Origin of the sequence: Burkholderia sp. Bp8991 (assembly GCF_003853795.1) — a bacterium.
Classification (GTDB): Bacteria; Pseudomonadota; Gammaproteobacteria; order Burkholderiales; family Burkholderiaceae; genus Burkholderia.
The window spans coordinates 74797-101406 of the sequence record NZ_QTQJ01000020.1; the positions used below are offsets into that span (position 1 = coordinate 74797).

Sequence of the window (26610 nt, forward strand, 5' to 3'; positions counted from 1 at the left end):
CGCGGCATCGGGTTGATTGCGTTCGTAGCGCGGGTCTTCCCGCGCTGCCGCAACCGGCCCGGCGACTACGTAATGCGCGGCTTTTTCACATGCGCCCGTTCGGCACAATGGACCATTGCGCGTGGCCCGCCTGCCGCTGTGCCGGCACGTCACGCATGCCGCGGGAGAACGGACATGGTGTTGATGGCTGTGGGCGGGGGCGGACCGGTGAACGTGCCGCAGCCGCAGGATGACAACGATCCGGCACCGACGAACGGGGCCGGCAGCACCCCGCCGGCGCAGACGCCGGAACAGCAGGCCCTCGCGGCCGCCCAGGCCGAGACGCAGCGCCTGCTGCAGCTCGCGCAGGCCGAAATGGCGACGCTCAAGCGCCTGCACGACCAGGGCGCGTCGCAGGCCGATCTCGACAACCAGGTGAAGAAGGCCGAAGCGGCATGGGGCTCGGTGCAGGCGGCCGTCGAGAACCAGATGCGCGTCGCGGCCGACGGCGGCGGCGACACGAACAAGGCGATCGCGGGCGTGGCCGCGGATCTGCGCAATGCGACGCCGAACGATCCGGTGCTCGGCTCGGTGCTCGACGATGCGCAAAAGGCGGTGTCGGCCGAATCGGCGCCCGAGCGGGCGACCAACGTGAAGGCGTTCCAGTTCGCGCTGGCGATGCAGAAGGACCAGGCCGCGAACGCCGACGTGAAGCAGTACGACGCGCTGCCGGGCGGAATCCGGCGCGCCGATCCCGACACCGGCGTGCAACTTCGCCAGGCGGCCGGCACGGCCGACACGAATGCCAACAACGCCTACACGGCCCTCACCACCGCGTTGCGCCACGAGTACAGCACGTCGGCCGCGACGCTGCGCCTGAACGACGCGAAGGCCGACTACGCGGCGTGGCAGAAGGAGCCGGGCGGATTGCGCCGTGCCGACGAGGCCGACGTCACGCAGGCGCTGGCACAGGCGCAGAGCCAGTACGACAAGGTCGTGACGGGCGGCGACGACACCGCACTGACCTACGTGACGGCCGACGAGCAGAAGCAGGTCGTCGCGTCGGTGAAGCAGAATCACGACGGCATGTGGTACACCGGCCTCGTCGACGCGCTGGGCGAGGAAAGCCAGCTCAAGCGCACGATCGCGACGATCAATCCCGACGATCCGTCGCTGTCGCCGCAGATGAAGCAACTCGCGCAATCCGATCCGGTCACGTTCGCGCTGTTGCAGGACACCGGCGTGACCGTCGATCCGAACGATCCGAAGCTGTCGCCGCAGGAGAAGGCGCTCGCGCAGCAGAATCCGCTCGCGGAAGCGTTCGTCAAGCTGACGGGCATTCCGGTGAGCACCGACGGCAAGAGCGACGCGGACGCGAAGGCGCTGAACGCGCAGATCGACCAGGCGGGCGGCGTGTTCGCGTACGCGATGGCGCAGGCGCAGGCGGACAAGAACAATCCCGGTTACCAGAAGATCCAGACGCTGCTTGCGGCGGCGCCCGAGGTGCGGCTGCAGTACACGAAGCAGCAGGTCGCGCAGCTGATGCAGGGCCCGGGCAGCAATCCCGGCGCGGCGCTCCAGGTGCTGAAGACCAACATGGACGCGTCGTTCTCGCTCGACGAGCGCCAGACGCTGTGGACCCAGGCCGGCCAGCCGCATTTCGACGCGAAGTTCATCCATACGCAGATCGATCCGCTGATGCAGAAGCCCGATGCGGATGCAACGGATCAGGCGAGCATGCGTGCGCGTTACGACGACACGATGAACGCCGACAAGGCCGGCAAGTGGATGCAGGACATCCTGAACAATGCGCCGCCCGAGTTCGCGGGCGTCGTGCTCGATACCGTCGAGCACGATTTCGGCAACAAGTGGATGCAGACGAACACGGGCACGCCGCAGCCGTACGGGCAAGGCACCGAGTTCTACAAGGGGCTCAGCAAGGCGGTCGGGCTGGCGGACCAGCAGCCGAGCGCGAGCGGCGTGCCCGTGCGGCGCGAGGACGACGTCGCGAACTGGCTGCTCGACGACAAGGGCAACGCGAAGACGCTGATCTACACGCTGCGGGGCAGCAACACCGGCTACGGTTTCGACACCGTGCGCGAGGCGCTGTCGTCGGGTGTCGATCCGGCGTTGTCGAAGGCGTTGCTGTCGAAGATGCAGAACGACGACCGGTTCCAGGCGGGCTTCGCGAACGACTTCCAGCTGCGTTACGACCAGGGCATCAAGAGTGCGCAGAACAAGCAGAACAAGGACGCCGCCAACGCCAGCTACAAGCTGTTCCAGGCCGATCCGGACAAGCAGCTGAAGGCGTATTTCGACGACTTCCAGAAGAACTTCGACGACAAGTCCTACACGTTCACCACCGGCTCCGACCAGATGACGAACTTCGTCGGCGCGGGGCTCGGAATCCAGCCGGACGACCCGGCCGCGACGCCGACCGACCGCAACGACGTGCCGTCGATGGCGATGCTCGAGCAGTTGATCGTCGGCAACGGGCAGTTGCAGAACGGGGTGGCGGTCAACAGTCGGTCGCTGTACGCGAGGAATTCGGCGGCGACGCAGATGATCCAGACCGTCGTCGACCAGATCCGCAAGGTCGGCGGCGACCACGCGGTCGTGTCGCTGGTGCCGATCTACTACGTGTCGAAGGGGACCGGTACCGCGCCGAGCGCATTGTTCAAGGTGCAGGTCGCGAACCATCCGGACCAGTTCAAGCTGATCGACGATCGCGGCTGGAAGTACGACACCGTCGACGACTACCAGCACAACAACGCACTGTCGGACGACGGCAAGCTGTACGTGCCGAAGAGCCTGACGAACGGCGCGGCGTCCGGCGGCTACTCTCAATACGAATCGATCGACGCGCACAAGACGGAGTGGTACCAGCACGTCGAACACTATCTCGAGATCGGCACGGGGATTCTCGCCGCGGCCGGCGGTGTCGTGCTGGTCGCGAGCGGCATCGGTGCGCCGGTCGGCGGCCTGATGCTCGGCGCCGCGTGGACCGCGGTCGGCGCCGGGATGGCAGTCGGCGTGCCGGCCGCGATCGGCGACCTGAACAATCTGAGCGAGCACGGGCAGTCGATCGGCTTCGGCAATGCGCAGGCGCGCGGCGACTGGATCAGCCTGATCGGCAGCGGCGCGGGCATCGCGGGCGGCGGGCTCGGCGTCGCGGCGAAGTCGCTCGCGGAGGCGTCGTCGCTGCTGCGCACGACGGGCCAGGTCTCGGACATGGTCACGCTGGCATCGCGCGGCGAGGGCGTGACGGCCGACGTGGCCGGTCTCGGCCGTTTCGCGCAGGAAGCGGACGCGTTCCAGTCGGTCGCGCAGACGACGGGCCGCACGGCCGGCGTGCTCAACGTCACGGGCGGCGCGATCGGCGGCTATCAGATGGTCGACCAGGGCGTGTCGCTCGTGAAGAACTGGGACGCGATGTCCGATTCCGATCGCGCGCAGCAGTTGCTGAACCTCGGGATCGGCGTCGCGCAGATGGGCCTCGGCTCGCATACGCTGATGGAACGGCCGATTCGGGCGATCACGAAGACGCCGGCCCCGCCGGCGACGCAGCGGCCGATCACGATCGACGTGGCGAACGCGATGTTCGCCAACGGGCTGGCGAACCAGCGCCTCACGGTCGGCGAGATCGGCAACCCGTGGCAGCACGCCGAGGAACAGGCGGCCAGTTTCGGCGAGCCCGTCGGCGACGGCGAGCCGGTGTCGCCGGCGGAAGGCGGGCTGCGGTCGCGCTTCACCGCGTGGCTGCGCGCGCGCCGCACGCAGGGCACGCCGGACGACGGCGACGCGATCCTGCTGCGGCTCGCGCCCGATGCCGAAGGGATCGACGGCGAAGCGACGCCGGCCGTTGCCGCCGCGATCGCGGGCGATGATGCGACGCCGGCCGGGGCCGGCACGCCGGCCACGGCGGGACGCCCCGCGTCGTGGCCCATTCCCGCGCATGTGGCGGCCGATCCGGACGCGCTGGCCGGCGTGGTCGGGTCGATTCTCGACAGCGGCAACCGCCTCGAGGACGTCGAATACTACGTGTACGCGCTGGAGGACGGCGAAGGGAACGTGCGCAAGCCGGACGAAGACGGACTCCCGTCGACCGAACGCGGCAACCTGGGAGACGACATCCGGGCGGCGAACGCGGACGCGCGGCGCGCGGCGGCCGGGGACGATCCGGTGAAGCTCGCGGCCGCCGCCTCCAGCGAGGACGGCACGATCGGCGTCACGCGTTACGCGTCGTTCCACGACGCGATGATGGTCGCCCGCGGCGGCGTGGCGGCGGGCCGCTACCAGGTCGCGCTGGTCGACCACGGTGCGCTCGCCGCGGACGGTACGGTGCCGCCCGAAGCGGTGGTCGCCCGGGTCGGGCTAAACGACGCCGGCGACGCGTTGATGCTGTCGATGAACGACGCGTACGATCGCACGCTGCGCGTGATGTACCCGCGCGGGTTCGATCCCGCCAAGCCGCTGATCCGCAGCGAGGACGGCCGGCGTGTCGACGTGATCAACGCGCCGCCCGGCATGGACGAAACGCAATGGGGCGCGTATCCGCGCCGCGAAGCCGACCTCGCGATCTATTCGAACCATCCGGACCAGCCCGAGAACCGGCTGCCGGCGGGCGAGCGGCCATTGATGCCGGTGCCGCCCGGCTACTTCGCGGTGTACGCGCATGCGTGGTCCGACGCGTTCGCGAGCGCGACCGGCAAGCCGATGAGCGCGGAAGACCTGGCCGAGCTGGTGCGCCAGAGCGGCTGGGACGGCAAATCGCCGGTGATCCTCTATGCATGCGGCGCGGGTACGCGGGTGAGCCCGCTCGCGCAACTGCTCGCGAACGTGCTGGGGGTGGACGTGTACGGCGCAAGCGGCTTCGTCGCGTGGCGTTCGCCGCGCTATCGCAGCGACGGCAGCCCGGACTCCGGCTATACGACCGGCATCGTGGTGGAGCCCGGCGCCCCCAGTCTCGCGGGGAAGCCGGACCATTCGGTGCAGCATGCGCCGCGCACCTACCGCTTCTCGCCGGCGCTGGCAGTCATCGACCAGGGCGCGCACGCGGTCGACTGGAGCACCGTGGCGCCGCGCCCGGTGTCGAATCGCTGGGGCGCCAGCGGCGCGTCGGGCGACGCGCGCGTGCCGCTCGGCGTCTACGTCTGGCGCGTGCTGACGAATCGCGGCGGCGCGGTCATCAATCCGCGCAGCCGCCGCCCGGCGAGCGCGCTCGAGATGACCCACGCGCTCGAGGAACTGGCGTGGAAAGGCTATACGCCGGGCACGCCGATCGCGCTGGAGGGGCCGCACAGCGGCGCCGATCCCGAACTGCTGCAGGAATTCGCGGACCTGATCCAGGCGCCGGTGTTCGGCCGGCTCGGCGACGACGACGCGGCCGGCTGGCGGCGCGCGATCCCCGATCCGGGCCGCCGGCTCGCGCGCTTCCAGATCGAACCCGACGTGAACGGCAAGTTCTCGCCCGGCCGCGCGCAGCCGGTTCGCGTCAATCCGCTGGAATTGCGGCCGGTGCCGGGCTCGAATGTCGTGAACCTGCTGGGCCACGCGACCGCGCGGCAGTTCCTGAAGGTGTCGGGCTTCGACATCGCCGAATCGCATGGCACGAAGCCGCGCGACGTGAGCTGGGACAGCGCGATCGCCATCACGAAAGACGGCAACACGATGTCGCCCAGGGAATTCGCGCGCAGCCTGCTCGAGGATCCGGCCTACACGGAAGGCAACGGCGTGCTGCTGACCGGCTGCTATCTCGGCTCCGGCGGCTACCCGTTCGCGCAGGAGCTCGCGTATGAACTTCAGGTGCCCGTGATCGCTTCGATCGCGTCCAATTCGATACGCGGCACCGGTGCGCTGGAACTGCACCCGAACAGCGACGACATCGTCGTGCCGGCACACGATCCAGATGTGTCGACCCGGCTCTACCTGCATGTCCCGGAGGCGCCCGACGCGAGCGAACCGCCGCTGGTGTTCGCCCGGCGCGGCGAACCCGTGCCGGGCACGGTGGCGCACGGGTACGACGGCGCGCCGGTCGAACCGGTGCGCCCGATCGACGCGCAGATCGATCCGGACGCCGACAGCGGGCCGCGCGGCAACACCGGCACGCCGGGCGATGCCGCGCGGCCGGGCGCGACGGCACATGGGCCGGCCCAGCCGCAGCTCCCGGCGCATCCGCGTCTCGCACCAGAGCCGGATGCGGGCGAGCCGCCCGTCGACGAGCCGGTTCCGGTCGTCGACGTCGCGCCGGGGCAGATTTTCACGGCGGACGAGTGGGCCGCGCGCACCGAGCAGGCCGCCGAGGCCGAAGCCGACGACGGCCTGTCGGGGATTCCGCAGAAGACGTACCGGAACAACAGCCGCGTCTATACGGACCGCGCGATCGCCAACGACGGCGTGATGACGACGACGATTCGCGGCGAGTCGGTACTGCAACCGGGCTTCGACGACGTGACCGGCGTCGACGCGACGCAGCACCCCGAATTCCTGCGTCCGGCCGACACGCTTTTGATGCCGGCCGGCGACCCGCTGCATCCGGTCGGCGCGCGCGGGCTGATGTCGCCGCCGGGCCATCACGTCGTGTTCGGACACGGCATGTCGGCCGATGCGATGCTCGGCCCGGAAGGCCGGCCGGTGACGCCGGACGAGGTGGCCGAGCGTGTCGCGCCGCAGCTCGAGGCGGGGCAGGACGTGACGCTGTATTCCTGTTTCGGCGGGTCGGACAAGCACGATCCGTTGCGCGTCGCGCCGGGCCAGGTGCGGGCCGCGAGCGGGACGTTCGCGGCCGCGCTCGCGCAGCGCCTGTCCGAACTCACCGGGCGGCCGACGTCGGTCTGGGCGCCGCAGGACATCCTGCTCGTCAAGCCGGACGGCTCGGCCACCGTGCGCGTGACGCGCCGGACCGGCGAGGTCGACACCGATCGCCTGCCGATGCAGCGCTTCGTCGGCGATCCCGCGCGGGCAGGCCGCCCGGCACTGCCCGCCGGACCGGACGCGGAACCGGCGCCGAGCGCCGCGCATACGGCGCCGCCGCCACGGGCCGAGCGGCCGGCGCGTCCGACGGTGCCGCGCGTGCCCGATCCGACGTTCGCCGATCCCGGCTACGACTTCACGCCGATTCCGGACGGCACGTTCGAATCGGTCACGCTCGACCATCCGTTCCGCAGCGCGCTGGCCGACCGGCCGGGCGTGATCGGCGATGCCGCGCGCGTGACGCAGGCCGGCGGCACCGTGAGCCAGCACTGGCCGAGCTATTTCCTCGACGGCCCCGAGCCGACCCGCGTGATCGACGACGTGATGCAGGCGTTCGACGCGGCCGGCCTGACGAACCTGCGCGTCGAATTCGTGACGGGCGACGGCAGCATCGTGCTGGGCAGCGGCACCGATTTCGGCGCGCTCGATCCCGAGGCGGGCTGGTTCCGGTTCAGCGGCACGGTGCCGGACGCCGCGGCGTCGGCAGCGCACGCGACGGGCCGCACGGCCGCCGAAGCGCGGCGCGCGTTGCCGGAAGGCGTGACGACGGTCGCGCACGACGATCTCGGGCAGGCGCTCGATGCGGCGCAAGCCGGGCCGCGCAATCACGCGTACGTGCCGGCCGATGCGCTGCCGGACGACACCGCGTTCGCGCAGGGCGACCTGACGCCGGCGGAACGCGTCGCGGCCAGCGCCACCGCGCACCTGGCCGCGGTCGAGGCCGCCGCACCGGCCGACGTCGTGCTGCTGTCGGCGCTCGGCCACGATCCGGCGAGTGCGCTGCGCATCACCACGCCCGACGGCGGCTCGCTGTTCAAGCCGGCCGGCGTCGACATGTACGTCGTGCGCACCCGCGATGCGGCGACGGGCGACGTGTCGTACCGGCTCGTCGGCGTCGATCGTTCCGGCTTGCCGGAAGGCTATGCGGCCGTGCATGCCGGCGGGACGCGCGCGCTCGGCGCGGTCGACGGCAACCCGACCTGGCCGAGGTTCGGCCACGCGGGGCCGGCCGGCCGTCTGGCGAGCCCGGCCGGCGACCCGGCAAGCAACCCGTCCGCTGCAGTGACCCCGGCTACCGTTTCCGGTCATTCAGCCGCCCCGGCCGCGCCGCAGGGTGCCGCAGCGATCGAGGCGGAACATCAGGCGCGCGCCGCCGACTGGCTCGACACCCTCGGCCGCCGCACGCTCAAGCGTGTCGACGGCCGGCATGCGCCCACGCTGGACGGACTCGCCCGGCAGTTCGGCCCCAACGCGCATGTGCTGGTCACCGCGCATCACACGCCGCCCGACGGCGCCGCGGCCTACACGCCGCCGGCCTTCGTCGCGGTGCTCGAGACCGACGCGAACGGCGCGCTCGGCCCGGTGCGGATGCTGAACGGCAAGCGCATGCCGCCCGCGCTCACCAAGGCGCTGGAAAATGCCAACAGCGGCGGCCGACGCGCACGCGGGAAGTTCGATTTCCATGTGTCGCCGGTCGCGCATGACGAACTAGTGGCGTTCGGCGGCCCGTCGAAGATCGAGACGCCGGACGGCAAGACGTCGTGGGACGTGACGGCGTCGGGCCATGCGATCGAGACGACGCTCGCGGGCGACGTGTCGAAGCTGCAGGATGCGCCGGTCTTCAAGCGGCCGCGCCAGGCCGTGCGTGCGGTTTCCGGCGCGCAGCGCTGGATTCACGTGGTCGACGACGAGACGGGCAAGGTGCTCGGCCATGCGGAACGCAACACGAATCACGAGTGGAAATATTTCGAAAAGGCGTCGCTCGGCGATACGGAGATTCCCGAGCAGGATCTGCGCACGGTGTTCCGGCGCCGCCGTCGCGGCGGCATTCCGGTCGGCCGGTCGCCGCGCCGCGGGATCCGTTTCGTCGTCAGCGACGTGGCGCCGGCCACCGTCGACCGCATCGGCGGGTTCCGGCCGGCGAAGGCGGCGCCGGCCGTCGAGAAGAAACCGATCCGCTCGGCCGGCGACCTGTTCCAGTCGATCGTCCCGGTGCGCCGGCCGCTGGCGCGCGCGGAGCAGGGCGACGACGCGAACGCCGCGCCGCTGGCGCCGGTCGATCCGCATCTGTTGCCGTCGGACCAGTCCGCGCTCAACGCGGTCGACTTCAGCGGCAACAGCGTGTCGCACCTGCTGACCGCGATCCGCAACGGCGCGCTGGACGGCGGCCGCCATGTGATCTACGTGTTCAGGACGGACGGCGCGGTGGCCGAGGCGCTCGGCGATCCGCTCGGCGTGATCGCCGAGCGCGATGGCGAGATGCGCTGGTTCGACAAGATCCCGCAGGTCAGCAACAAGAACCATCCGGGCGTGCCGCTCGACGCCATGCCGATCGGCAACGATCGCTTCGGCACGGACGTGCATTTCCTGCTCACGCAACTGTCGCCGCGCGATTTCCTGAACAGCGCGCGGCCGACGCGCGTCGCCGCGCTCGAAGCGCGCGCGAAGGCGCTGCACGATCAATGGAAGGCGGCGGAAGCGCGCGGCCTGCACTCGGCGCCGTTCCGCGCGCTCGCGGCGCGCACGCGGCACGGCTACAACGAGGTGCTCGCCGACTTGCGGCGCCTGGGGAGCAAGGGCACCGCGCCCGAGCCGCTGTCGATCGAGCCGTACCAGCCGGGGCTGTCGTCGGCGACCTCCGTCGAGTTCAGCCTGCGCCACGGCGCGGCGAAGCCCGAGCAGTATTTCGCGACGCACCAGCAGATCGAGGCATACAACAAGCAGGCGCAGCGGCCCGGCGACGTGAACCTCGTGCTGAAGGGCGAGCCGCAGGCCGTGATGGTCGACGTCGGCATGTGGCGCACGCTGCTCAACAAGCTGTACGTCGCGCGCGACGTGTCGACGTCCGCATCGCGGTTCCTGCCGGTGCCGGGCAAGCTGCGCGCGCGGACGCGCAACCTGGGCGCGGCGACCGTCGCCGACAAGCGGATCCGGCAGATCTTCACGCGCTCGAGCGAAGCGTTGCAGGATCGCATGGTGCCGATGGCGCGCTCGTTCTCGCTGAGCGACGATCCGGCGTTGATGGGCGCGCTGGTCGAGCGGTACGGCGGCGTGATGCCGGTCGCCACGCTCGTGATCGATCCGCATTCGCTCGCGGCGGTGCTCGGCAAGGCGCACGATCCGGATTTCCTGCGCGCGGTGCGCGCGCTCGGCGACCAGAAGCATGCGGTGTTCGACGGCGAGAACGGGATGATCCATCCGGCCCCGGGCTCCGACGGGACGGCGCTCGCGCTCGACGATCTCGCGCATCTGCATCGCTGGCTCGATGAGGCCGCACGCACCGGTTTCGCGATCCGGCTCGAGACGGCGCCGTCGCGCGCGCTCGTGTCCGGCGCCGACTACCGGTTCCAGTCGGGCACCAACGACACGTATCACGATTACGTGCGTGTGATGACCGCCCTCGAACGCTGGTCGAACGCGCATCCCGACACGAAGGCGCCGAACGTGATGGTCACGTTCCACGGCTGGGACGCGGTGCCGGAATCGGTGCCGGGCGGCGGACACGAGAAGCTGCTGCGCGCGGTGCTCGAGCGCAAGGGGCTCGAATGGGTGCACATGGGGCTGTCGTACGGCACCCACGGCGCCGACTTCATCGGCAACCAGGATCTCACCGGCGCGCTCGCCAAGCTGATCGTGGAGAACCGCAACCGGCCCGAGATCATCGACCGCCTGCATGGCGCCGATGCGCTCACGCGCGTGTTCGAGCGGGTCGACCGGCAGACGCTGGCGAACCAGCATCAGCTGCTGTTCGCGGAAGTCGAGCGGCTCGGCGCCGCGGACGGCATGACGCCCGCGGACATCGCCGCGCTGCGCCAGAAGCTCTACGAAGGCAACACGACCGTCTGGCTGAACCAGGCGCGCAAGGCGACGATCGAGCATGCGATGCCGCTGTGGGACGCCGACGGCAACCCGCCGCGCACCGGGACGGACGAGGGCGCACGCAGGTTCGGCGGCCGCTGGCTGGCCGACTACGGCGCCGGCGTGCCCGACCGGGTGACCACCGGCAAGCGGCCGGCCGCCGCCGACCCGCTCGACCACTGGCGCGCGGTCGTGCACGATCCGGCGCTGATCAACGACGGCACCAAGCCGATCGGCACGAGCCGCCGGGAAGCGGCGCAGCTCGCGAAGGTCGACATTCCCGACGCGAAGCGCGCGCAGGCGGAACTGCATGCGCTGCGGGTGCACGACGAACCGATCGGCGAGAACACGCCGCCGCCGTCGTCCAGGCGGATCGCCGGCGACATCGCGGCGGCCACCGTGACCGGCGGCGCCGGCGCGGGCGTGCTCGTCGCGGTCGGCCGGGAGTCGGTGCGCACCGCGACGAACTCGCTGTATGCGGGCCTGCGGGTCGGGCGCGTGTTCCAGGCGCTGCATCACGGCGCGGTCGCCAGCCTGAAGAACGGCGATCCGCGCGTGTTCGATCGCGTCGTCGACCGGCTCGTGCGCGGGCTGCAGGCACAACTGAAGGCGAACGGCTTCGACGTGGACGCACGCGGCGCGCAGCTGGAGCAGATCGCGCACGAAGGCAAGGCGATGGCCGCCCAGCTGCGCGCGCTGAACGACGACGGGATGCTGTCGTTCGACGATACCGTCGCGCATACGAAGGCGATCTCCGCCGACATGCTCGCGCAGATGCAGGGCGTGGTCGGCGGGACGTCGCTGAAGCTGCTGCATCACGGCAGCCCGCGCCATTCGGTCGGCCGCGTCGGTCGCGTGCTGGCGCTCGGCGGCTACGGCGGTTCGATCACGATGAATGCGTTCAGGGCGATCACGCACGGCGACCTGCTGGCCGGCGGACAGGCGATCGGCGGCGCGTTCAGCGCCGTCTACACCGGCATCGTTTACAAGGGCAGCCTGCGCGGCGTGAATGCCGAGAACCGCAGCCAGCTGGCGCGGATCGCGAGCGCGACCGGCGACTACCTGACCTCGGCGGTCGGCATCGCAACCGGCGTGCATACCGCGCTGACCGTGGATCCGGTGACCGGCACGCTGACCGCGATGTCCGGCGCGCTGCTCGGCGCCGGGCGGCTGCATTCGCATTTCCCGAACGCGACGCCGTGGATGGAGCGCTTGCCGACCGGCATCGCGCTGGCGCCCGTGGCGATCTTCGGGATCATGCAGGGGATCAGCCTGTACACGTCGGCAACCGCGTCGGACGATCAGCACAAGGCGCCGGGTTCGTCGCCGAAACCGTCGGGTTCGAGTGCCGGGGCGCCGACGCCGGGTGCGTCGTTTGCGCCGTCGCCCGGCACGACGGGCGCACCGGTGCAGCCGAATGCGTCGGCAACGCCGTCGGGATCGGCGTCGGCATCGGCGTCGGCGACGGCGACGGCGAGCGCGCAGCCGTCGGGCACGCCATCGCAACCGGCGCAGCCTTCGACGGGTTCACCGAGCCCCGTGCCCACGCCGCTGACGGTGACCGTGGCGGCCGGCGATTCGTTGTGGACGATCGCGCAAAGTCACGAAGGATCGTTGCTTGCCGCGGCACACGTGCCGGCCGACCAGCAGCAGCGGATGTCGGACGGTCAGCGGATCGACGTCGCGCTCAACGAGATCCTGCAACTGAACCCGAACCTGGCGAGCAAGCCGGGCGAGATCGATCCGGGGCAGCTGGTCGTGGTCGGGTGACGGGGGGGCGGCGCGCGGAACGTGTGCGGGGCGGAAGCAAGCGACACGTCGCGCGTGACGACGACCGACGGGCGGGCGTGCCACGATGCACATGCATGCGTCGTCGTCGCCGGCCCGCGCGTCAGCGCAGGATTGCCTCCGCGCCGACATCGTCGGACCGCGGCAGCACGGTCAGGCCGTCGCGCAGCGCATACGCGATCACTTCGGCGACGTTGTGCAGCGCCAGTTTCGACATCAGGTTCTGTCGATGCTTGCGTACCGTGAGCACGCTGAGATTCAGCCTGATGGCGATGTCCTTGCTCGAGTGCCCGTTGGCGATCAGCACGAGGATTTCCTTCTCCCGGGCCGTCACCGGCGGCACGGCGGTGGCGCCGGTGTGCTCGAGGACATGGGCGAGCGAGTCGCTGACATAGCGGATGCCCGACAGCACCAGCGCGACGGCACGCAGCAGCTCGTCGCCGTCTTCGTGCTTGAGCATGTAGCCGTCGACGCCGATCGCCACGGCCGCCCGGACCGTGGCCGGGTTCTGATTGCCCGTGACGACCAGGATCCTGGTCTGCGGCGATTGCGCCTTGACTTGCTTCGCCAGTTCGATGCCGGGGAAGCCGGGTAGATCGAGATCGAGCAACAGCAAATCGGCCTGCGTATCGCACACCAGCCGACCGACCATCCGGCCGTCGCCGGTCTCCCCCACGACGGTCCAGTTCGCTCGCGTCTTCAGCAGCAACTTCAGCCCGTCGCGAATGATGGCGTGATCTTCGGCAAGCACGATTTTTTTCATTTTTCTTTCGCCTTCTCCCGGGGCACCCGGAAGCTCGTTCCTTTGCGACAATACGATGCAACCCCGTTGCGACGTGTCACGCGGCGGGCGAGATCGACGCCCGCTCCGTTCAACGCCGGATCCGCTACGCGATTTTGAAATGGCAAACAGGATAGCGCAAGAATACCGTGCCGACGTGCAGCTGGAACTGGTCAATACGCTGTACCGACAGTCTCCGCCGATCCTGTTCGGCAACATCGCCGTCGTCAGCCTGACCACCTTTCTGTTGTGGCACGAGGTGTCGCGGCATGCGCTGCTCGCGTGGGCCGCGGCGATCTGCGTGCTGACCGCGATCCGTACCGCCATGGTCTGGCGGGATCGCCGCGCAGGCGAACATCCTGCCGGGACGGCCACGCGCCGCGCGCGGAAATACATGGTGTTCGCGGGCGTGTCCGGCTGCCTGTGGGGCGCCATGGGCGTGCTGTTCTTTTCGCCGGACAACACGATCGTGACCGCGCTGATCTGCATCGTGCTGGCCGGCATGACCGGCGGCTCGGTGGCGTCGCTCTCGTCGTGGTGGCCGACCTACGTGGCTTATGCGTTGCCGACGGTGCTGCCGTTCGCGATCCGCTCGTTCGCGTACGGCAGCTCGCTGTTTTCGGTGCTGGGCTTCCTGTCGCTGTTCCTGCTCGCGGTCAATCTCGCCTTCAGCCGGACGCTGCAGCGTACCGTGCGCGATGCCGTGTCGCTGCGCTTCGAGAACGTCGACCTGATCCGGCAACTGACGCAGGAGAAGGAGCGCGCCGAACTCGCCAATCGAAGCAAATCGCAATTCCTGGCCGCCGCCAGCCACGACCTGCGTCAGCCGACGCATGCGCTCGGCCTCTACATCGCGACGCTGCGGGCGATGGCGCGCGCGCCGAGCGTCGACGGAACCGCTCTCGACGACATCGCCGAACGGCTCCGCACCGCGTTGAAAGGCATGTCGCAATTGCTGAACGTGTTGCTGGACATTTCCCGGCTCGACGCGGGCGTGATCGATGTCGAGCCGCGCCGCTTCGCGCTGCAGCAGGCGCTCGACGCGCTGGACAGCCAGTTTCGTCAGGCCGCGCTGGCCAAGGGGGTGACGCTCAGGATCCGGCCGACCGCGATCTGGCTGGAAACCGATGCGGTGCTGCTGCACACGATCCTGTCGAACCTGCTGTCGAATGCCGTGCGCTATACGCAGCGCGGCGGCATCCTGCTGGCCTGCCGGCGTCGCGGCACCGACGTCGAGATCCAGGTCTTCGATACCGGCATCGGCATCGCAGGCGATCAACTGCCGCACATCTTTCGGGAGTTCTACCAGATCGGCAACGCGGCGCGGGACCGCGAGCAGGGGCTGGGCCTCGGGCTCGCCATCGTGCAGCGCACGGCGGCGCTGATCAATGCAAGCGTGCAGGTGCGTTCGACCGCGGGCCGCGGCTCGCTGTTCTCGGTGCGGCTGGCCATGGCCGACCATGCCCCGTCGCACGCCACCGGCGCGCACCCGTCGGGCGAGCGTGCGGGCGCAGGGCGGGGGCAGGCGCGTAAGACCATCCTCGTCGTCGACGACGATCGCGACGTGCTGGCCGGCATGCAGACGCTGCTTCAGACCTGGGGGCATACCGTGATCGCCGCGCCATCGCTGGAGCGTGCGATCGAGCTTGCCGTGCCGCGGCGCGCCGAACTGGACATGATCGTGACGGACTTCAGGCTGGCGGGGCACGTGACCGGCGCCGATGTCGTCCACCGGGTGTTCCGCGTCATCGGACGCGAGATTCCGGCCATCATCATTACCGGCGATACGTCGCCCGAGGGCATCCATGCCGCTTCGTCGAGCGGCTTCAGCGTGATGCACAAGCCGCTCGACCCGCAGGAAATGCAGACCTTGATCGACGCGCCGGCGTGACGGCGTGACGACGCCGCGATGTCATCGCACCGCGCCTGCTCGGCACCCGCACGCGAATGCGACGCGTTCGCGACGGCAGCCGGCGCGGCCGGCGCAGCGGCGACGGCACTACTGCATCTGCGGTATTTCCCAAACGAAACGGGTGCAGTACCTTCGCACCTGCTGGCAATCGTAAAAAACAGTCGCGCGGGGTAGCGAAGAAGGCAGGACAGCCGGGGAGACCAACCCACGGTTCAGGCCGCACGTCCGATCGAATCGGCACGGCGCCGGCACGGCCTGATGCCGCGGAACAGGATCGGTCGCAGTGCGGCCGATCCTGTTCCAGGCGTCGTCCTTTCTGAAAGCAACGCGACAGGGTGCCGTGCCTGCACCCTGAATCGCGCTCGCCTTGCGCATGAGCCGACCGGCCTCTCGCGGTCGAATCCTTGAACGGTCATGGCGCGGCCTTGCCGCCCGCCTGCCTGGAGCGCAACGGTGATGGACAATCTGCCCAATATCATGGTGGCCGCGTTCCCGGCCTTCGCGGTGCTGATCGCGGTGGAAATCGGACTCGCGACGATGCTCGGCCGGTCGCTGTACCGGACCCGCGACACGCTGGCGAACCTCGCGCTCGCGGCCGGCGCATTCGTCGCCAGCGTGCTGACCGGCGGGCTGGTGCTGGCGGTACTGAGCTGGGTGTACGCGCACCGGCTCTTCACGATTCCGACGAACGTCTGGTGGGCGTGGGTGCTGTGCTTCTTCGCGGACGATTTCAGCTACTACTGGTTCCACCGCCTGAGTCACGAGGTGCGCTGGTTCTGGGCGTCGCATTCGGTCCACCATTCGTCGGAACAATACAACCTGTCGGTATCGCTGCGCCAGACGTGGACGGGCACGATCACCGGATCGTTCCTGTTCTGGGCGTGGATGCCGTGGGTCGGGTTCCATCCGAAGATGATCCTGTTCATGCAGTCGGTGAGCCTGATCTACCAGTTCTGGATCCACACCGAAGCGATCGGCAAGATGCCGCGCTGGTTCGAGGCGCTGCTGAACACGCCGTCGCAGCATCGCGTCCATCACGGCAGCGATTTCGACTATCTGGATACCAACTACGCCGGCACCACGATGATCTGGGATCGGCTGTTCCGCTCGTACACGCCCGAGCGATTCACGCCGCACTACGGGCTGACGTCGAGCATCGGCACCGACAATCCGTTCAGGATCGCGTTCTACGAGTGGCGCAATATCGCGCGCGACCTCGCGAAAACCGACAGCCTGCACACCGCGATCCAGTATCTGATCCGGCCGCCCGGCTGGAGTCCCGACGGCAGTTCCCTGACGACGCGCGATGCGCGGCGTGCCGCACAGCAGGTTTCCTGAGAAGGCGATATGGCTCACACACGCGATCCACACGACCGGCGCCACGATGCGGCGCCATCCAGCGCCGGCCGCCGGCAATTCCTCGAATACGCGGGCGCGGGGTTGTTGTCCGCGATGCTGCCCGGTTGCGGCGGCGCGGATACGATTCAGCGGTCGACCTACGACGCGACCATCGCGGCGGGGCGGCAAACGATCCAGGCCGCGCTCGATGCCCATCCGCGGAACCTCGCGGGCATCTCGGTCGCGTTGCTCAAGGGCAATCAGGTCGTGTGGGCGCAGGCGTTCGGGAATGCGTCGATCAACCCGGCGGTCGCCGCCACGCCGACGACGCGCTACAACATCGGTTCGGTATCCAAAGTGATCGCGGCGCTGGCCGGCGTGATCCTGCAGGATCGCGGGCTGATCGACCTCGACGCGCCGATCGTCCGGTACGTGCCGTCGTTCACCATGCTGTCGCCGCAGTATACGCAGATCACGTCGCGTCATCTGCTGTCGCATTCGTCCGGGCTGCCCGGCCAGAACGTCGACGACATGTTCTCGTATGCACCGCTTCCGGGCTATGCGGCGACCGCGCAAAAGGTGCTCGCCAACGAACACCTGAATCATCCGCCGGGCCAGTTCGCGGTGTACTGCAACGACGGTTTCACGATCTTCGAGCTGGTGGTCGCGGCAGTCACCGGGCTGAGCTTCGCCGATTTCGTTCAGCGCGACATTCTCGCGCCGCTGAACATGACGAATTCCGGCTTCCTGACCAGCGTGCCGACGAGCGGCCAGTTCGCGCTGGCGTACGCGAACGGCATCCAGTACGGGCAGGAATTCGCGAATCCGTACGCCACCGGCGGCCTGTCGACGACGCCGCTCGACATGATGAACCTCGCGCAACTGTTCATCGGCAACGGCGTGTTCCAGGGGCGGCGCATCGCGTCGGCGGCCGGAATCGCCGACATGCTGACGGACCAGACCGACCGGTGGCAGATCAAGTCGACCCGCCTCGGTTACTCGTATGCCTATGGTCTCGGCTGGGACGACGTCGACGATCCGGTCCTGCGCGCGGCCGGCGCCGCCGGGGCGTACAAGAGCGGCGGCACGCAGTTCTTTTCAAGCCATTTCTACGTGCTGCCGGCGGCGCAAATGGCGCTGATGATCACCGGCAGCACCGGCTATGACGCGGCCGGCATCGCGCCCGCGATCCTGCTGCAGGCGTTGCAGGAGGACGGCAGCATCGCCGGGGCCCCCGCGAAGGTGAATGTCGCTGCACCGCCGGCGGCTGCGTCGCCGGACGTTTCCGCCGTCGGCGGCGTCTACGGCAACGAATCGGCGCCGATGCAGGTCGTCGTGAACGCGGACGGCAGCCTGGCGTTGACGCAATGGAACGGCACGGCGTGGACGGACGCCGGCTCGAACAGCACGCCGTACGTGTATCGCAGCGACGGCTGGTGGTGGAGCGACGGCGATACCGTGTCGTACCGGTTCGATATCCTGCCGGGCACGGACGACGCGGGCAACGCGGTGAGCAATCGGTATCTGACCAAGCGTGTGGTCGACGGCTCGGGCTATGTGTTCCGCGTCACGCCGTATGCGCAGCAACTGCCGGCGCTGCCGCGGCTCGACGCCGCCTGGCAGGCACGTGTGAACACGTCGTGGAACGTGATCAACGAATCGGCGCAGTCGGTGTTCTCGGGCGGCAAGCTGCGGGTGTCGCTCGGCAGCCTCGACGCGTTGCCGGGCTATGTCCTGTTCGCTTACAGCACCAGCGGCGGCGCCCACTTCAACTACCAGTTGTTGAAGCCGCTGGCCGACGACCGCTGCGGGATGACCGTGCAGATACCGGTGATGCCTGGCCGCGATCTGTTCGAAATCAGCATGACGAACGTGAGCAATGTCGAGACGATGGCGGCTTCCGGATGGCTGTGCCAGCGCGCGTGAGGGCCGGCGGGAAGGGCGCGAGGCGCGACATCAGCGGCATGACCGACGCGCCGGCAAGCCGGCTCCGGTGTTAAGGCCGGAACGTGTGCCTTCGTGACCTTGTGCCGCATGACGATCGACAGGCAGTCAACCTCGAGGGCAAGCTCGAGCGGTCACGGCCTCGCTCGCAACGTCACATCGGCATTCGGCGTCGCGCCCACCTTTTCGAGCGCCGCAACCGCGGCGTCGTTGCCTTGCAGGATGGCGTTCTGCAGTGCGGTGCGGCCGAGCGCATCGACGTGATCCGGGTTCGCGCCACGGCCGACGAGCACCGGCAGCATGTCGAGGCGGCCGAACAGCGCGGCGAACGACAATGCCGTTTCGCCGGCGGGATTTCTTCGCAGGGCTGATGCAGGGCCTCGACATGACGACCTGGGTGCAGTTGCCGGACGGCAACCTGCAGGTGCGGTTCAACAACGGCTCGATCCAGTATCGGCAGGGCACCGGCGCCTGGACCGACGCGTAGGCGGCCCGCCCGGGTGAAGCCGGCGCGGGACACGCGAGCGTGCGCCGGCGCAGTTGTCATGGCCGCGTCGATCAGCGTCACGCTGCCGCTTGTTTCAGCCGCGACGGCCGCTCGGCCGTTGAAAGGGGCTGAAGGAATCGAACAAGGTCCCGAGTTGTCCGGTACTAGGTGTCTTCCCTGAACGGGATCGCCATGGCCGCTCACCGCGGCCGCCGCAGAGCCGGCGATGACGGCGTACGGCCTTGACCCGCAAGGCTTCCCGGCAGAATGGACCCATCCGGCAGCCCGATGGACCCATGCCAGAAAGTAATGACTTTGAGCAATTTTGGCAATTTTCAAACAATGCATCGAATCCCATACTGCGGCTCATCCAATCACCGCCAGCCTGAGTGGCGAACCGCAGAGGACTCGAGATGCAACGAAACACAAGTGGGCAGCCGACCGTTCGCGATGCCGTCGTGGACTTGATGCGGCGCCTCGGCATGACGTCGGTGTTTGCCAATCCCGGCTCGACCGAGCTGCCCATGTTCCGAGACTTCCCGGAGGACTTCCGGTACGTGCTGGGATTGCAGGAAGCCGTCGTCGTCGGTATGGCGGATGGATATGCCCAGGCCACCGGCAATGCCGCTCTGGTCAATCTGCATTCGGCGGCCGGTGTCGGCAACGCGATGGGCAACATATTCACGGCTTTCAGGAACCGGACGCCGCTGATCATTACTGCCGGCCAGCAGGCCCGTTCAATTCTGCCGTTCGATCCGTTTCTGTCGGCATCGCAAGCAACCGAGTTGCCGCGGCCCTATGTGAAGTGGAGCATCGAACCGGCTCGTGCCGCGGATGTTCCGCTTGCGCTCGCCCGTGCTTACCACGTGGCGATGCAGGAGCCGCGTGGCCCGGTGTTCGTTTCCATTCCGGTCGACGACTGGGATCAGCCGGCCGACCTGGTCGAGGCGACACGGGTCAGCACCCGGTTCCGCCCCGATCCGGCATCGATCGCGGAGATCGGTGACGCGCTGGACAACTGCAAACGGCCGGCCATCGTCGTCGGCGCGGAACTCGATCGTGCCGACGCCTGGAGCGAGGCCATCCAGCTCGCCGAGCGCCACAATGCGCGGGTTTATGTCGCGCCGATGTCGTCACGCTGCAGCTTCCCTGAAGATCACCGACTTTTCGCCGGATTCCTTCCGGCGATGCGCGAAAAAATCGTTCGGATTCTGGATGGGCATGACCTGATCTTCGTGGTCGGGGCGCCGGCTTTTGCGTATCACGTCGAAGGCAGTGGGCCGCATGTGCCTGACGGCGCGGCGTTGTACCAGCTGATCGACGATCCGGCTACCGCGGCGTGGACCCCGGTCGGCACGTCGGTGGTGGCGAACGTTCGCCTGGGGCTGTCGGACCTGCTCGCCCGTCCGGCGCCGCGTGGCCGGCCGTTGCCGGCGCCTCGCGAGGTCGTCGAGCGAGCCGAGCCCACGGCGGTCATGTCGGTCGCGTATGCGTTACAGACGCTCTCCGAGGTGCGCGACGCAGCGGATATCGTGGTCGAGGAGGCGCCAAGTTCGCGGCCCGTCATGCAGCGTTATCTGCCGTTCACGCGCAGTCAGACGTTTTACACGATGGCAAGCGGCGGTCTGGGCTACGGCATGCCCGCCGCGGTGGGCGTGGCGTTGGGCAAACCCGGCAGCCGCGTGATCGGCCTCATCGGTGACGGCTCGACGATGTATTCGCCCCAAGCGATCTATAGCGCGGTCCAACTCGATCTCCCGATCACCTTTGTCATCCTGAATAACGCCCGCTACGCCGCCTTGCAGGAATTTGCGCCCGTCTTTGGCTTCTCCGCGTCGGATCCGGTACAGGGCACCGACCTCGCGGGGCTGGATTTCGTTTCTCTGGCCAACAGCATGGGTTGCGAAGGGGTGCGAGTGAGCGACGCGCCGTCGCTGAAGTCCGCGCTGGAAGACGCTTTGTCTTCGGGCAAAACGCGCCTTGTAGAAATTGTCGTGGCCTGACCGCGAGTCGGTGGTTCGACAGGCTGGCTTTTCAAGCATATTCCAGGAGACGGCTATGAATCAGGTATCGATGTTGATCAACGGCGAGCGCACGATGGCTCGCGATGGGGCGACATTCGAGCGCCGCAATCCGCTCGATGGCACGGTTGCATCGACCGCACCCGCCGCGACCGTCGCCGATGCACAGGCCGCGGTGCACGCTGCCGCCGCCGCTTTTCCCGCTTGGTCGGCGATGGGGCCCGGCGAGCGACGCGCATTGCTGAATCGAGCCGCAGATGCGCTCGAAGAAAAGCGCGACGCTTTCGCGCTGGCAATGGCAACCGAAACGGGCGCGTCCCGCCTGTGGGCCGATTTCAACGTCAAGCTTGCGGCCGACGGATTGCGCGAAGCTGCTGCGATGATCACGCAGATTTCGGGCGAAGTGATTCCGTCGGACGTGCCCGGCAATCTCGCGCTCGGGGTTCGGCAGGCCGCCGGCGTCGTGCTCGGGATCGCACCGTGGAACGCGCCCGTCATCCTCGGCGTGCGTGCCATCGCGTTGCCGCTGGCTTGCGGCAATACCGTCGTGCTCAAGGGTTCGGAAATTTGCCCCGCGACCCACGGCCTCATCATCGAGGCGTTGCAGGACGCCGGGCTGCCGCGCGGCGTCGTGAACTTCGTCACGAATGCGCCGGCGAATGCCGGCGCCATTGTCGAAGCGCTCATTGCCGAGCCCGCGGTCAGACGGGTGAACTTCACGGGTTCGACCCGCGTCGGCCGCATCATCGCCACCCAGTGCGCGAAGTATCTGAAGCCCTCGGTACTCGAGCTCGGCGGAAAGGCTCCGTTTCTTGTTCTTCACGATGCCGATATCGACGCTGCGGTTCAAGGCGCGGCATTCGGGGCGTTCGCAAATTCCGGTCAGATCTGCATGTCCACCGAACGCATCGTCGTCGATGCGAACATCGCCGACGAATTCGTCGCGCGCTTGGCCGAAAAGGCGAAGAGCCTGCCGCTTGGCGATCCGAGAAAGGGCCCGGCCGTGCTCGGCTCCGTTGTAGACATGACGACCGTCAGGAAGTGCAACGACCTGATCGACGACGCGCTGGCGAAAGGCGCGACGTTGGTCTGCGGAGGAAAATCCGAGACCACGCTCATGCCGGCCACGCTGCTCGATCACGTCACGGCCGACATGCGTATCTACCGGGAGGAGTCGTTCGGGCCGGTCAAGGCGATCGTCCGCGTCGAGGGAGACGAAGCGGCCATCGCATGCGCGAACGACAACGAATATGGTCTGTCGGCGGCAGTCTTCAGCCGTGACGTCGCGCGTGCGTTGACGGTAGCGAAGCGTATCGAGTCCGGGCTTTGCCACGTCAATGGGCCGACGGTTCACGACGAGGCGCAAATGCCGTTTGGCGGGATGAAGTCCAGTGGTTTCGGGCACTTCGGCGGCAAGGCGGGAATCGCGGAATTTACCGATTTGCGCTGGATCACCGTGCAAACGACGCCTCGTCACTATCCGTTCTGATGGTTGCCACGGTCGGGGCGCGTCTTGTTCGCGACGGACGAGACGCGCCGCTGGATCGTGGGCGCGAACAAAACAACAACCCTGTACCGGTGAGTAGCCTTCGCTCCTGTAACGACGAGCGATCGGCTTAAGGAGACTGCAATGCCTATTGTCAATTTTGAGTGGTCGCTCGATCGCACCCAGTTGGAGTCGGGCCATCACGTCGGAAAACGGATTACCCAGGCCGGCGATTCAGGCTTCACTGCTCTGGTCGGGGGGGCGAAATGAACGATCGTAATCCCGGTCTGCCGATCGTAGACATAGGCCGCACCCTTGATGACGGACCGTTCTCGGCGTTTCAGCGAATGGTCGTCTTTCTCGCCGCGTTCGCGATCGTGATGGATGGCTTCGATGGGCAACTCATCGGGTTCGCCATTCCCAGCTTGATCAAGGAATGGGGCATTACGCGCAACGCATTTGCGCCCGCCGTTGCTGCCGGCCTCGTAGGCATGGGTATCGGTAGCGCGTTCGCCGGCCTTTTCGCGGACAGGTTCGGTCGGCGCTGGGCCATTATTGGAAGCGTGCTGGTATTTGGCCTGGCGACGAGTTCGATTGCGCTATCGCCTGACGTCATGACCATTGCAATCCTGCGCTTCTTCGCGGGACTGGGTATCGGTGGTGCGCTGCCAAGCGCGACGACCATGACGGCGGAATTTACGCCGGCTCGCCGGCGGACGCTCGCAGTCACCGCAACCATCGTGTGCGTACCGCTGGGGGGCATGCTTGCGGGACTGTTCGCGAGCGTCGTGCTTCCTCACTATGGCTGGCGTGGGCTCTTTCTCATCGGCGGCACGCTTCCCGTGGCACTGGCGTTCCTGCTGTATCTCGCCATGCCGGAATCGCCCCGTTACCTTGTCCGCCATGACGAACGCTGGAACGAACTGCGTCACCTGCTGACCCGCATGTCCCGCTCGATTCAGCCGGACGCCGTGTTCGCCGATCAGAAGGAACAGAAAGCGGTACGGCGTCCGGGCTTTCGTGCTCTGTTCGCGGACGATCAAGGCCGTGACACGATTGCAATCTGGATCGCTTTCTTCATGAACCTGATCGCGGTCTACAGCGCATTCAGCTGGCTGCCGACGATGCTTGCAGGCGAGGGGCTCAGCCCTTCGGTGGCGGGTTCGGGTCTTACCGCCTACAACCTGGGGGGCGTCATCGGCGCACTGGGCTGCGCAGTGGCAATCGGCCGGTTCGGGTCACGCTGGCCTTTGCTCGTGTGCTGCCTGATGGCATCCGCGAGCGCGCTTTTCCTGCGCGGTATCGATGTCTCTGCCCACACGACGTTGCTTGTGTTCGGAATTGGTTTGCACGGCCTCTTCGTGAACGCAGTTCAGTCGACGATGTATGCCCTTTGCGCCTACGTCTACCCAACCGAGATACGCGCGACCGGGACCGCATCCGCGCTTGCATTCGGGCGGCTCGGAGCGATACTCAGCGCATTCGCCGGGGCATTCGTGATCACGCAGGGGGGAGCGTCCGCGTACCTGGGCATGCTTGGTGGGGCGATGTCGATGGTCTTTATCTGCCTGATGATCGTGCGTCGTCATGTTCCGCCCGTCAATCGCGCCTGACCTCAGGCTCCAGCTTGACAGAGGCGCGCGAATCCGGACTGCAGCGCGCCTCGTGTTCTTCGCATCACGATCTACTCCGACAGTACGTCAATCATGACAACAGGATTTCCCGGCATTTTCTCCGTCAGCGACTATCGTGACGAAGCCAGACGGCGGCTGCCACGAATGGTGTTCGACTATCTGGAAGGCGCGGCGGACGATGAATCGGGACTGAGGCACAACCGTTCGGCGTTCGATAAATTGCAGTTGTTGCCGCGCCGGCTGTCGGATGTCAGCATACGAGAGCAGTCGGTGGAACTTTTAGGCCAGCGGATTCCATCACCGCTGGTGATCGCACCAACGGGTCTCAATAGCGCATTCTGGCCCAAGGGCGACCTCGCACTTGCGCGTGCGGCGGCCAAGGCCGGTATTCCCTTTGCGCTATCGACGGCTTCCAACATGTCCATCGAAGAGGTGGCAAAAGGAGCCGACGGAGAACTGTGGTTTCAACTGTATGTGGTTCATCGCAACCTCGCGAAGAGCCTGGTCAATCGTGCCCGCGCGGCTCGCTATTCGACCTTGATCCTCACCACCGATGTAGCGGTCAACGGTTTTCGCCAACGCGATCTTCGCAACGGCTTTGCCATGCCGTTCAAGGCAAGTGCGCGCGCGGCCGTCGACGGACTGTCGCACCCGCGTTGGCTTTGGTCCTATCTGATGCACGGCATGCCGGAGTTGAGAAATTTCGCTACGGACGATGCATCGGACACGGCCTCCCAGGCAGCGATTCTTCGCAGACAGATGGATGCGAGCTTCAGTTGGGACGACCTGCGCCGTTTGCGGGACGAATGGCCGGGCAAACTCCTCGTCAAGGGCATCGTGACGGCCGACGACGCCGCGCGGTGCGTCGAGCTCGGCGCGGACGGCGTGATCGTTTCGAACCACGGCGGCCGGCAGCTCGCCGACCTGCCCGCGACAGCCGATGTGCTGCCGGATATTGTCGAGCGCACCTCGGGAACGACTGTCATTCTCGACAGTGGGATACGGACAGGGGCTGACGTCGTCAAGGCGATCGCCTTGGGGGCACATGCCGTGATGCTCGGGCGCGCCACGTTATACGGGTTGGCAGCCAGAGGGGAAATCGGCGTGAGCGACGTCATCGAGATGATCAAACGGGAAACAGACCGGACGCTCGCCCTCATCGGTTGCCGCTCGGTCGGGGAGCTCGATCGCAGCTACATTTCGAAGCGACCGTCATAGGTTACTGCGCATTGACGCGGGATTCTGGATGCGCAATTGTTCGGGATCGCTATCCCGCGTATTTGTAGTCGGAATCTTGTGCCATGAATCAAGTGATTACTACGGATCAATACCATCGCGACGACCGGCTTGTGGCATGGGCGGATCAGGTTCGGGCCAGCTGCGTCCCCATGGTTTTCAGGACCGAGTCCGATCAGGGATTTCGTGGCGAGATCTCCAGCGTGAACACCGACGGAGTGTGCGTGTCACGGATCTCGGCGGTCGATCACGTTGCGGCGCATGACTGGGAGGAAGTGCGGCGCACGGCGGACGACTACCTGCTCGTGTCGATACAGATCGAGGGGCGAGGTGCAATCGAGCAGGATGCCCGCACCGCGTTCGTCGACCCTACCGACATGGTGCTGTTCGACTCGTCGCGCAATTTCGCGTGGCATTTTTCCGGGGAGCATTACACGATCCGCTTTCCGCGCAGGGCGCTGGAGAAATTGGTGCCGTGTGGCCGGCAGCATACGGCAGTGAGGATTCCCGCGGCGACGGGGATCCGCCGCGTCGCGGCCGACCATATCGCATCCCTGCACAGAGCGCTTTCGTCAGACGAAGGCGCCGTGGCCGGCTGCGGGAAGCTTGCCGATGTGACCGCAAATCTGGTCGCCCTGGCGCTGGCCGATCATTTCAACACGGTTCCCCTGCCGAAATCCAACGTGAAGGAGATGCATCTGCTCCGGGCGCGTGCGTTCATCAAGGATCGTATCCACGAACCGGAACTGGGACCCGAACAGATCGCCGATGAGCTTGGGGTTTCCAGCCGTTACCTTTACCGACTGTTCGCCGAGGCCGGAGAGTCGATAGGCGAGATCATCTGTACGACCAGACTCAATGGATGCGGCGAGTGGCTTCAGCAGCGCGCCTACGCAAACCGCTCGATTACCGATATTGCGATGGCATGGGGTTTCAATAATGCATCGCATTTCAGCCGTACGTTTCGACGTCACTTCGGAATGTCCGCCCGCGACTACCGTGCGAAGCATTGCGACGCTTTCTGAAGCGTCCTGAGTTGGCTGCGACAGCGATCCCACCTGCTGGCAGCAAAAGTGAAAATCCTGTTCTGTCAGAGTCAAGCGTCCGCCATATTGGCCCGGGACACTTCATCTACAACGTTGCGGGCGTCCCGCCCGCGAGTCGTGGAGGAATA

General features: G+C 67.4%; 12 protein-coding genes and 1 pseudogene. 11 read left to right on the forward strand and 2 right to left on the reverse strand.

Annotation, left to right across the window (positions count from 1 at the left end; translation table 11 throughout):
• Nucleotides 1–174: 174 nt before the first annotated feature.
• Nucleotides 175–12579 (forward strand): LWXIA domain-containing protein, encoded by a 12405-nt coding sequence (locus DIE02_RS22510; RefSeq protein WP_124529779.1) that lies wholly within the window; start codon nucleotides 175–177, stop codon nucleotides 12577–12579.
• 121 nt (nucleotides 12580–12700) lie between these two features.
• Here DIE02_RS22510 and DIE02_RS22515 read toward each other — a convergent pair whose 3' ends face one another.
• Nucleotides 12701–13360, reverse strand: a complete 660-nt coding sequence (locus DIE02_RS22515; RefSeq protein WP_124529781.1) for a response regulator transcription factor — start codon at nucleotides 13358–13360, stop codon at nucleotides 12701–12703.
• Nucleotides 13361–13499: 139 nt separating this feature from the next.
• Between DIE02_RS22515 and DIE02_RS22520 the strand changes: the two genes are divergently transcribed.
• The 3 genes from DIE02_RS22520 (at nucleotide 13500) to DIE02_RS22530 (ending at nucleotide 18554) form a co-directional block, all read left to right on the forward strand.
• Complete coding sequence (locus DIE02_RS22520; protein ID WP_124484758.1) at nucleotides 13500–15269, forward strand: hybrid sensor histidine kinase/response regulator; 1770 nt, start codon at nucleotides 13500–13502, stop codon at nucleotides 15267–15269.
• Nucleotides 15270–15746: 477 nt separating this feature from the next.
• Nucleotides 15747–16628, forward strand: a complete 882-nt coding sequence (locus DIE02_RS22525; protein WP_124484759.1) for a sterol desaturase family protein — start codon at nucleotides 15747–15749, stop codon at nucleotides 16626–16628.
• Between the two features lie 9 nt (nucleotides 16629–16637).
• On the forward strand, nucleotides 16638–18554 hold the full coding sequence (locus DIE02_RS22530; RefSeq protein WP_124484760.1) for a serine hydrolase: 1917 nt from the start codon (nucleotides 16638–16640) through the stop codon (nucleotides 18552–18554).
• A gap of 152 nt (nucleotides 18555–18706) precedes the next feature.
• Here the strand turns inward: DIE02_RS22530 and DIE02_RS22535 are convergent.
• Nucleotides 18707–18928, reverse strand: a pseudogene (locus DIE02_RS22535) (ankyrin repeat domain-containing protein); the annotation flags it as partial.
• Here DIE02_RS22535 and DIE02_RS35610 point away from each other — a divergent pair.
• From DIE02_RS35610 to DIE02_RS22560, 7 genes are all read left to right on the forward strand, one after another.
• The gene (locus DIE02_RS35610) at nucleotides 18907–19059 is read left to right on the forward strand and encodes a hypothetical protein (RefSeq protein ID WP_185702648.1); all 153 of its coding nucleotides are present in this window, start codon (nucleotides 18907–18909) and stop codon (nucleotides 19057–19059) included. The pseudogene DIE02_RS22535 and the gene DIE02_RS35610 sit on opposite strands and share 22 nt — an antisense overlap.
• Before the next feature lie 413 nt (nucleotides 19060–19472).
• Nucleotides 19473–21062, forward strand: coding sequence for a benzoylformate decarboxylase (gene mdlC, locus DIE02_RS22540; protein ID WP_124484761.1), 1590 nt, complete (start codon nucleotides 19473–19475; stop codon nucleotides 21060–21062).
• 55 nt (nucleotides 21063–21117) lie between these two features.
• Nucleotides 21118–22569 (forward strand): aldehyde dehydrogenase, encoded by a 1452-nt coding sequence (locus DIE02_RS22545; RefSeq protein ID WP_124484762.1) that lies wholly within the window; start codon nucleotides 21118–21120, stop codon nucleotides 22567–22569.
• A gap of 141 nt (nucleotides 22570–22710) precedes the next feature.
• Entirely contained in the window at nucleotides 22711–22836 is a 126-nt protein-coding gene (locus tag DIE02_RS36095) for a hypothetical protein (protein ID WP_260426178.1), read from the forward strand.
• Entirely contained in the window at nucleotides 22833–24179 is a 1347-nt protein-coding gene (locus DIE02_RS22550) for an MFS transporter (protein ID WP_124484763.1), read from the forward strand. The genes DIE02_RS36095 and DIE02_RS22550 overlap by 4 nt, the downstream gene beginning before the upstream one ends.
• A gap of 93 nt (nucleotides 24180–24272) precedes the next feature.
• Nucleotides 24273–25418: an alpha-hydroxy-acid oxidizing protein gene (locus DIE02_RS22555; RefSeq protein ID WP_124484764.1), complete on the forward strand. Its 1146-nt coding sequence runs from the start codon at nucleotides 24273–24275 to the stop codon at nucleotides 25416–25418.
• 83 nt (nucleotides 25419–25501) lie between these two features.
• Nucleotides 25502–26461, forward strand: a complete 960-nt coding sequence (locus tag DIE02_RS22560; protein ID WP_124484765.1) for a helix-turn-helix domain-containing protein — start codon at nucleotides 25502–25504, stop codon at nucleotides 26459–26461.
• The last annotated feature ends 149 nt before the right edge of the window (nucleotides 26462–26610 follow it).

Coding starts and splice junctions, on each gene's coding strand:
- DIE02_RS22520 (WP_124484758.1), top strand. CDS start 13,500: ATGGCAAACAGGATAGCGCAAGAATACCGTGCCGACGTGCAGCTGGAA.
- mdlC (WP_124484761.1), top strand. CDS start 19,473: ATGCAACGAAACACAAGTGGGCAGCCGACCGTTCGCGATGCCGTCGTG.
- DIE02_RS36095 (WP_260426178.1), top strand. CDS start 22,711: ATGCCTATTGTCAATTTTGAGTGGTCGCTCGATCGCACCCAGTTGGAG.
- DIE02_RS22550 (WP_124484763.1), top strand. CDS start 22,833: ATGAACGATCGTAATCCCGGTCTGCCGATCGTAGACATAGGCCGCACC.
- DIE02_RS22515 (WP_124529781.1), bottom strand. CDS start 13,360: ATGAAAAAAATCGTGCTTGCCGAAGATCACGCCATCATTCGCGACGGG.
- DIE02_RS35610 (WP_185702648.1), top strand. CDS start 18,907: ATGCCGTTTCGCCGGCGGGATTTCTTCGCAGGGCTGATGCAGGGCCTC.
- DIE02_RS22560 (WP_124484765.1), top strand. CDS start 25,502: ATGAATCAAGTGATTACTACGGATCAATACCATCGCGACGACCGGCTT.
- DIE02_RS22555 (WP_124484764.1), top strand. CDS start 24,273: ATGACAACAGGATTTCCCGGCATTTTCTCCGTCAGCGACTATCGTGAC.
- DIE02_RS22545 (WP_124484762.1), top strand. CDS start 21,118: ATGAATCAGGTATCGATGTTGATCAACGGCGAGCGCACGATGGCTCGC.
- DIE02_RS22510 (WP_124529779.1), top strand. CDS start 175: ATGGTGTTGATGGCTGTGGGCGGGGGCGGACCGGTGAACGTGCCGCAG.
- DIE02_RS22525 (WP_124484759.1), top strand. CDS start 15,747: ATGGACAATCTGCCCAATATCATGGTGGCCGCGTTCCCGGCCTTCGCG.
- DIE02_RS22530 (WP_124484760.1), top strand. CDS start 16,638: ATGGCTCACACACGCGATCCACACGACCGGCGCCACGATGCGGCGCCA.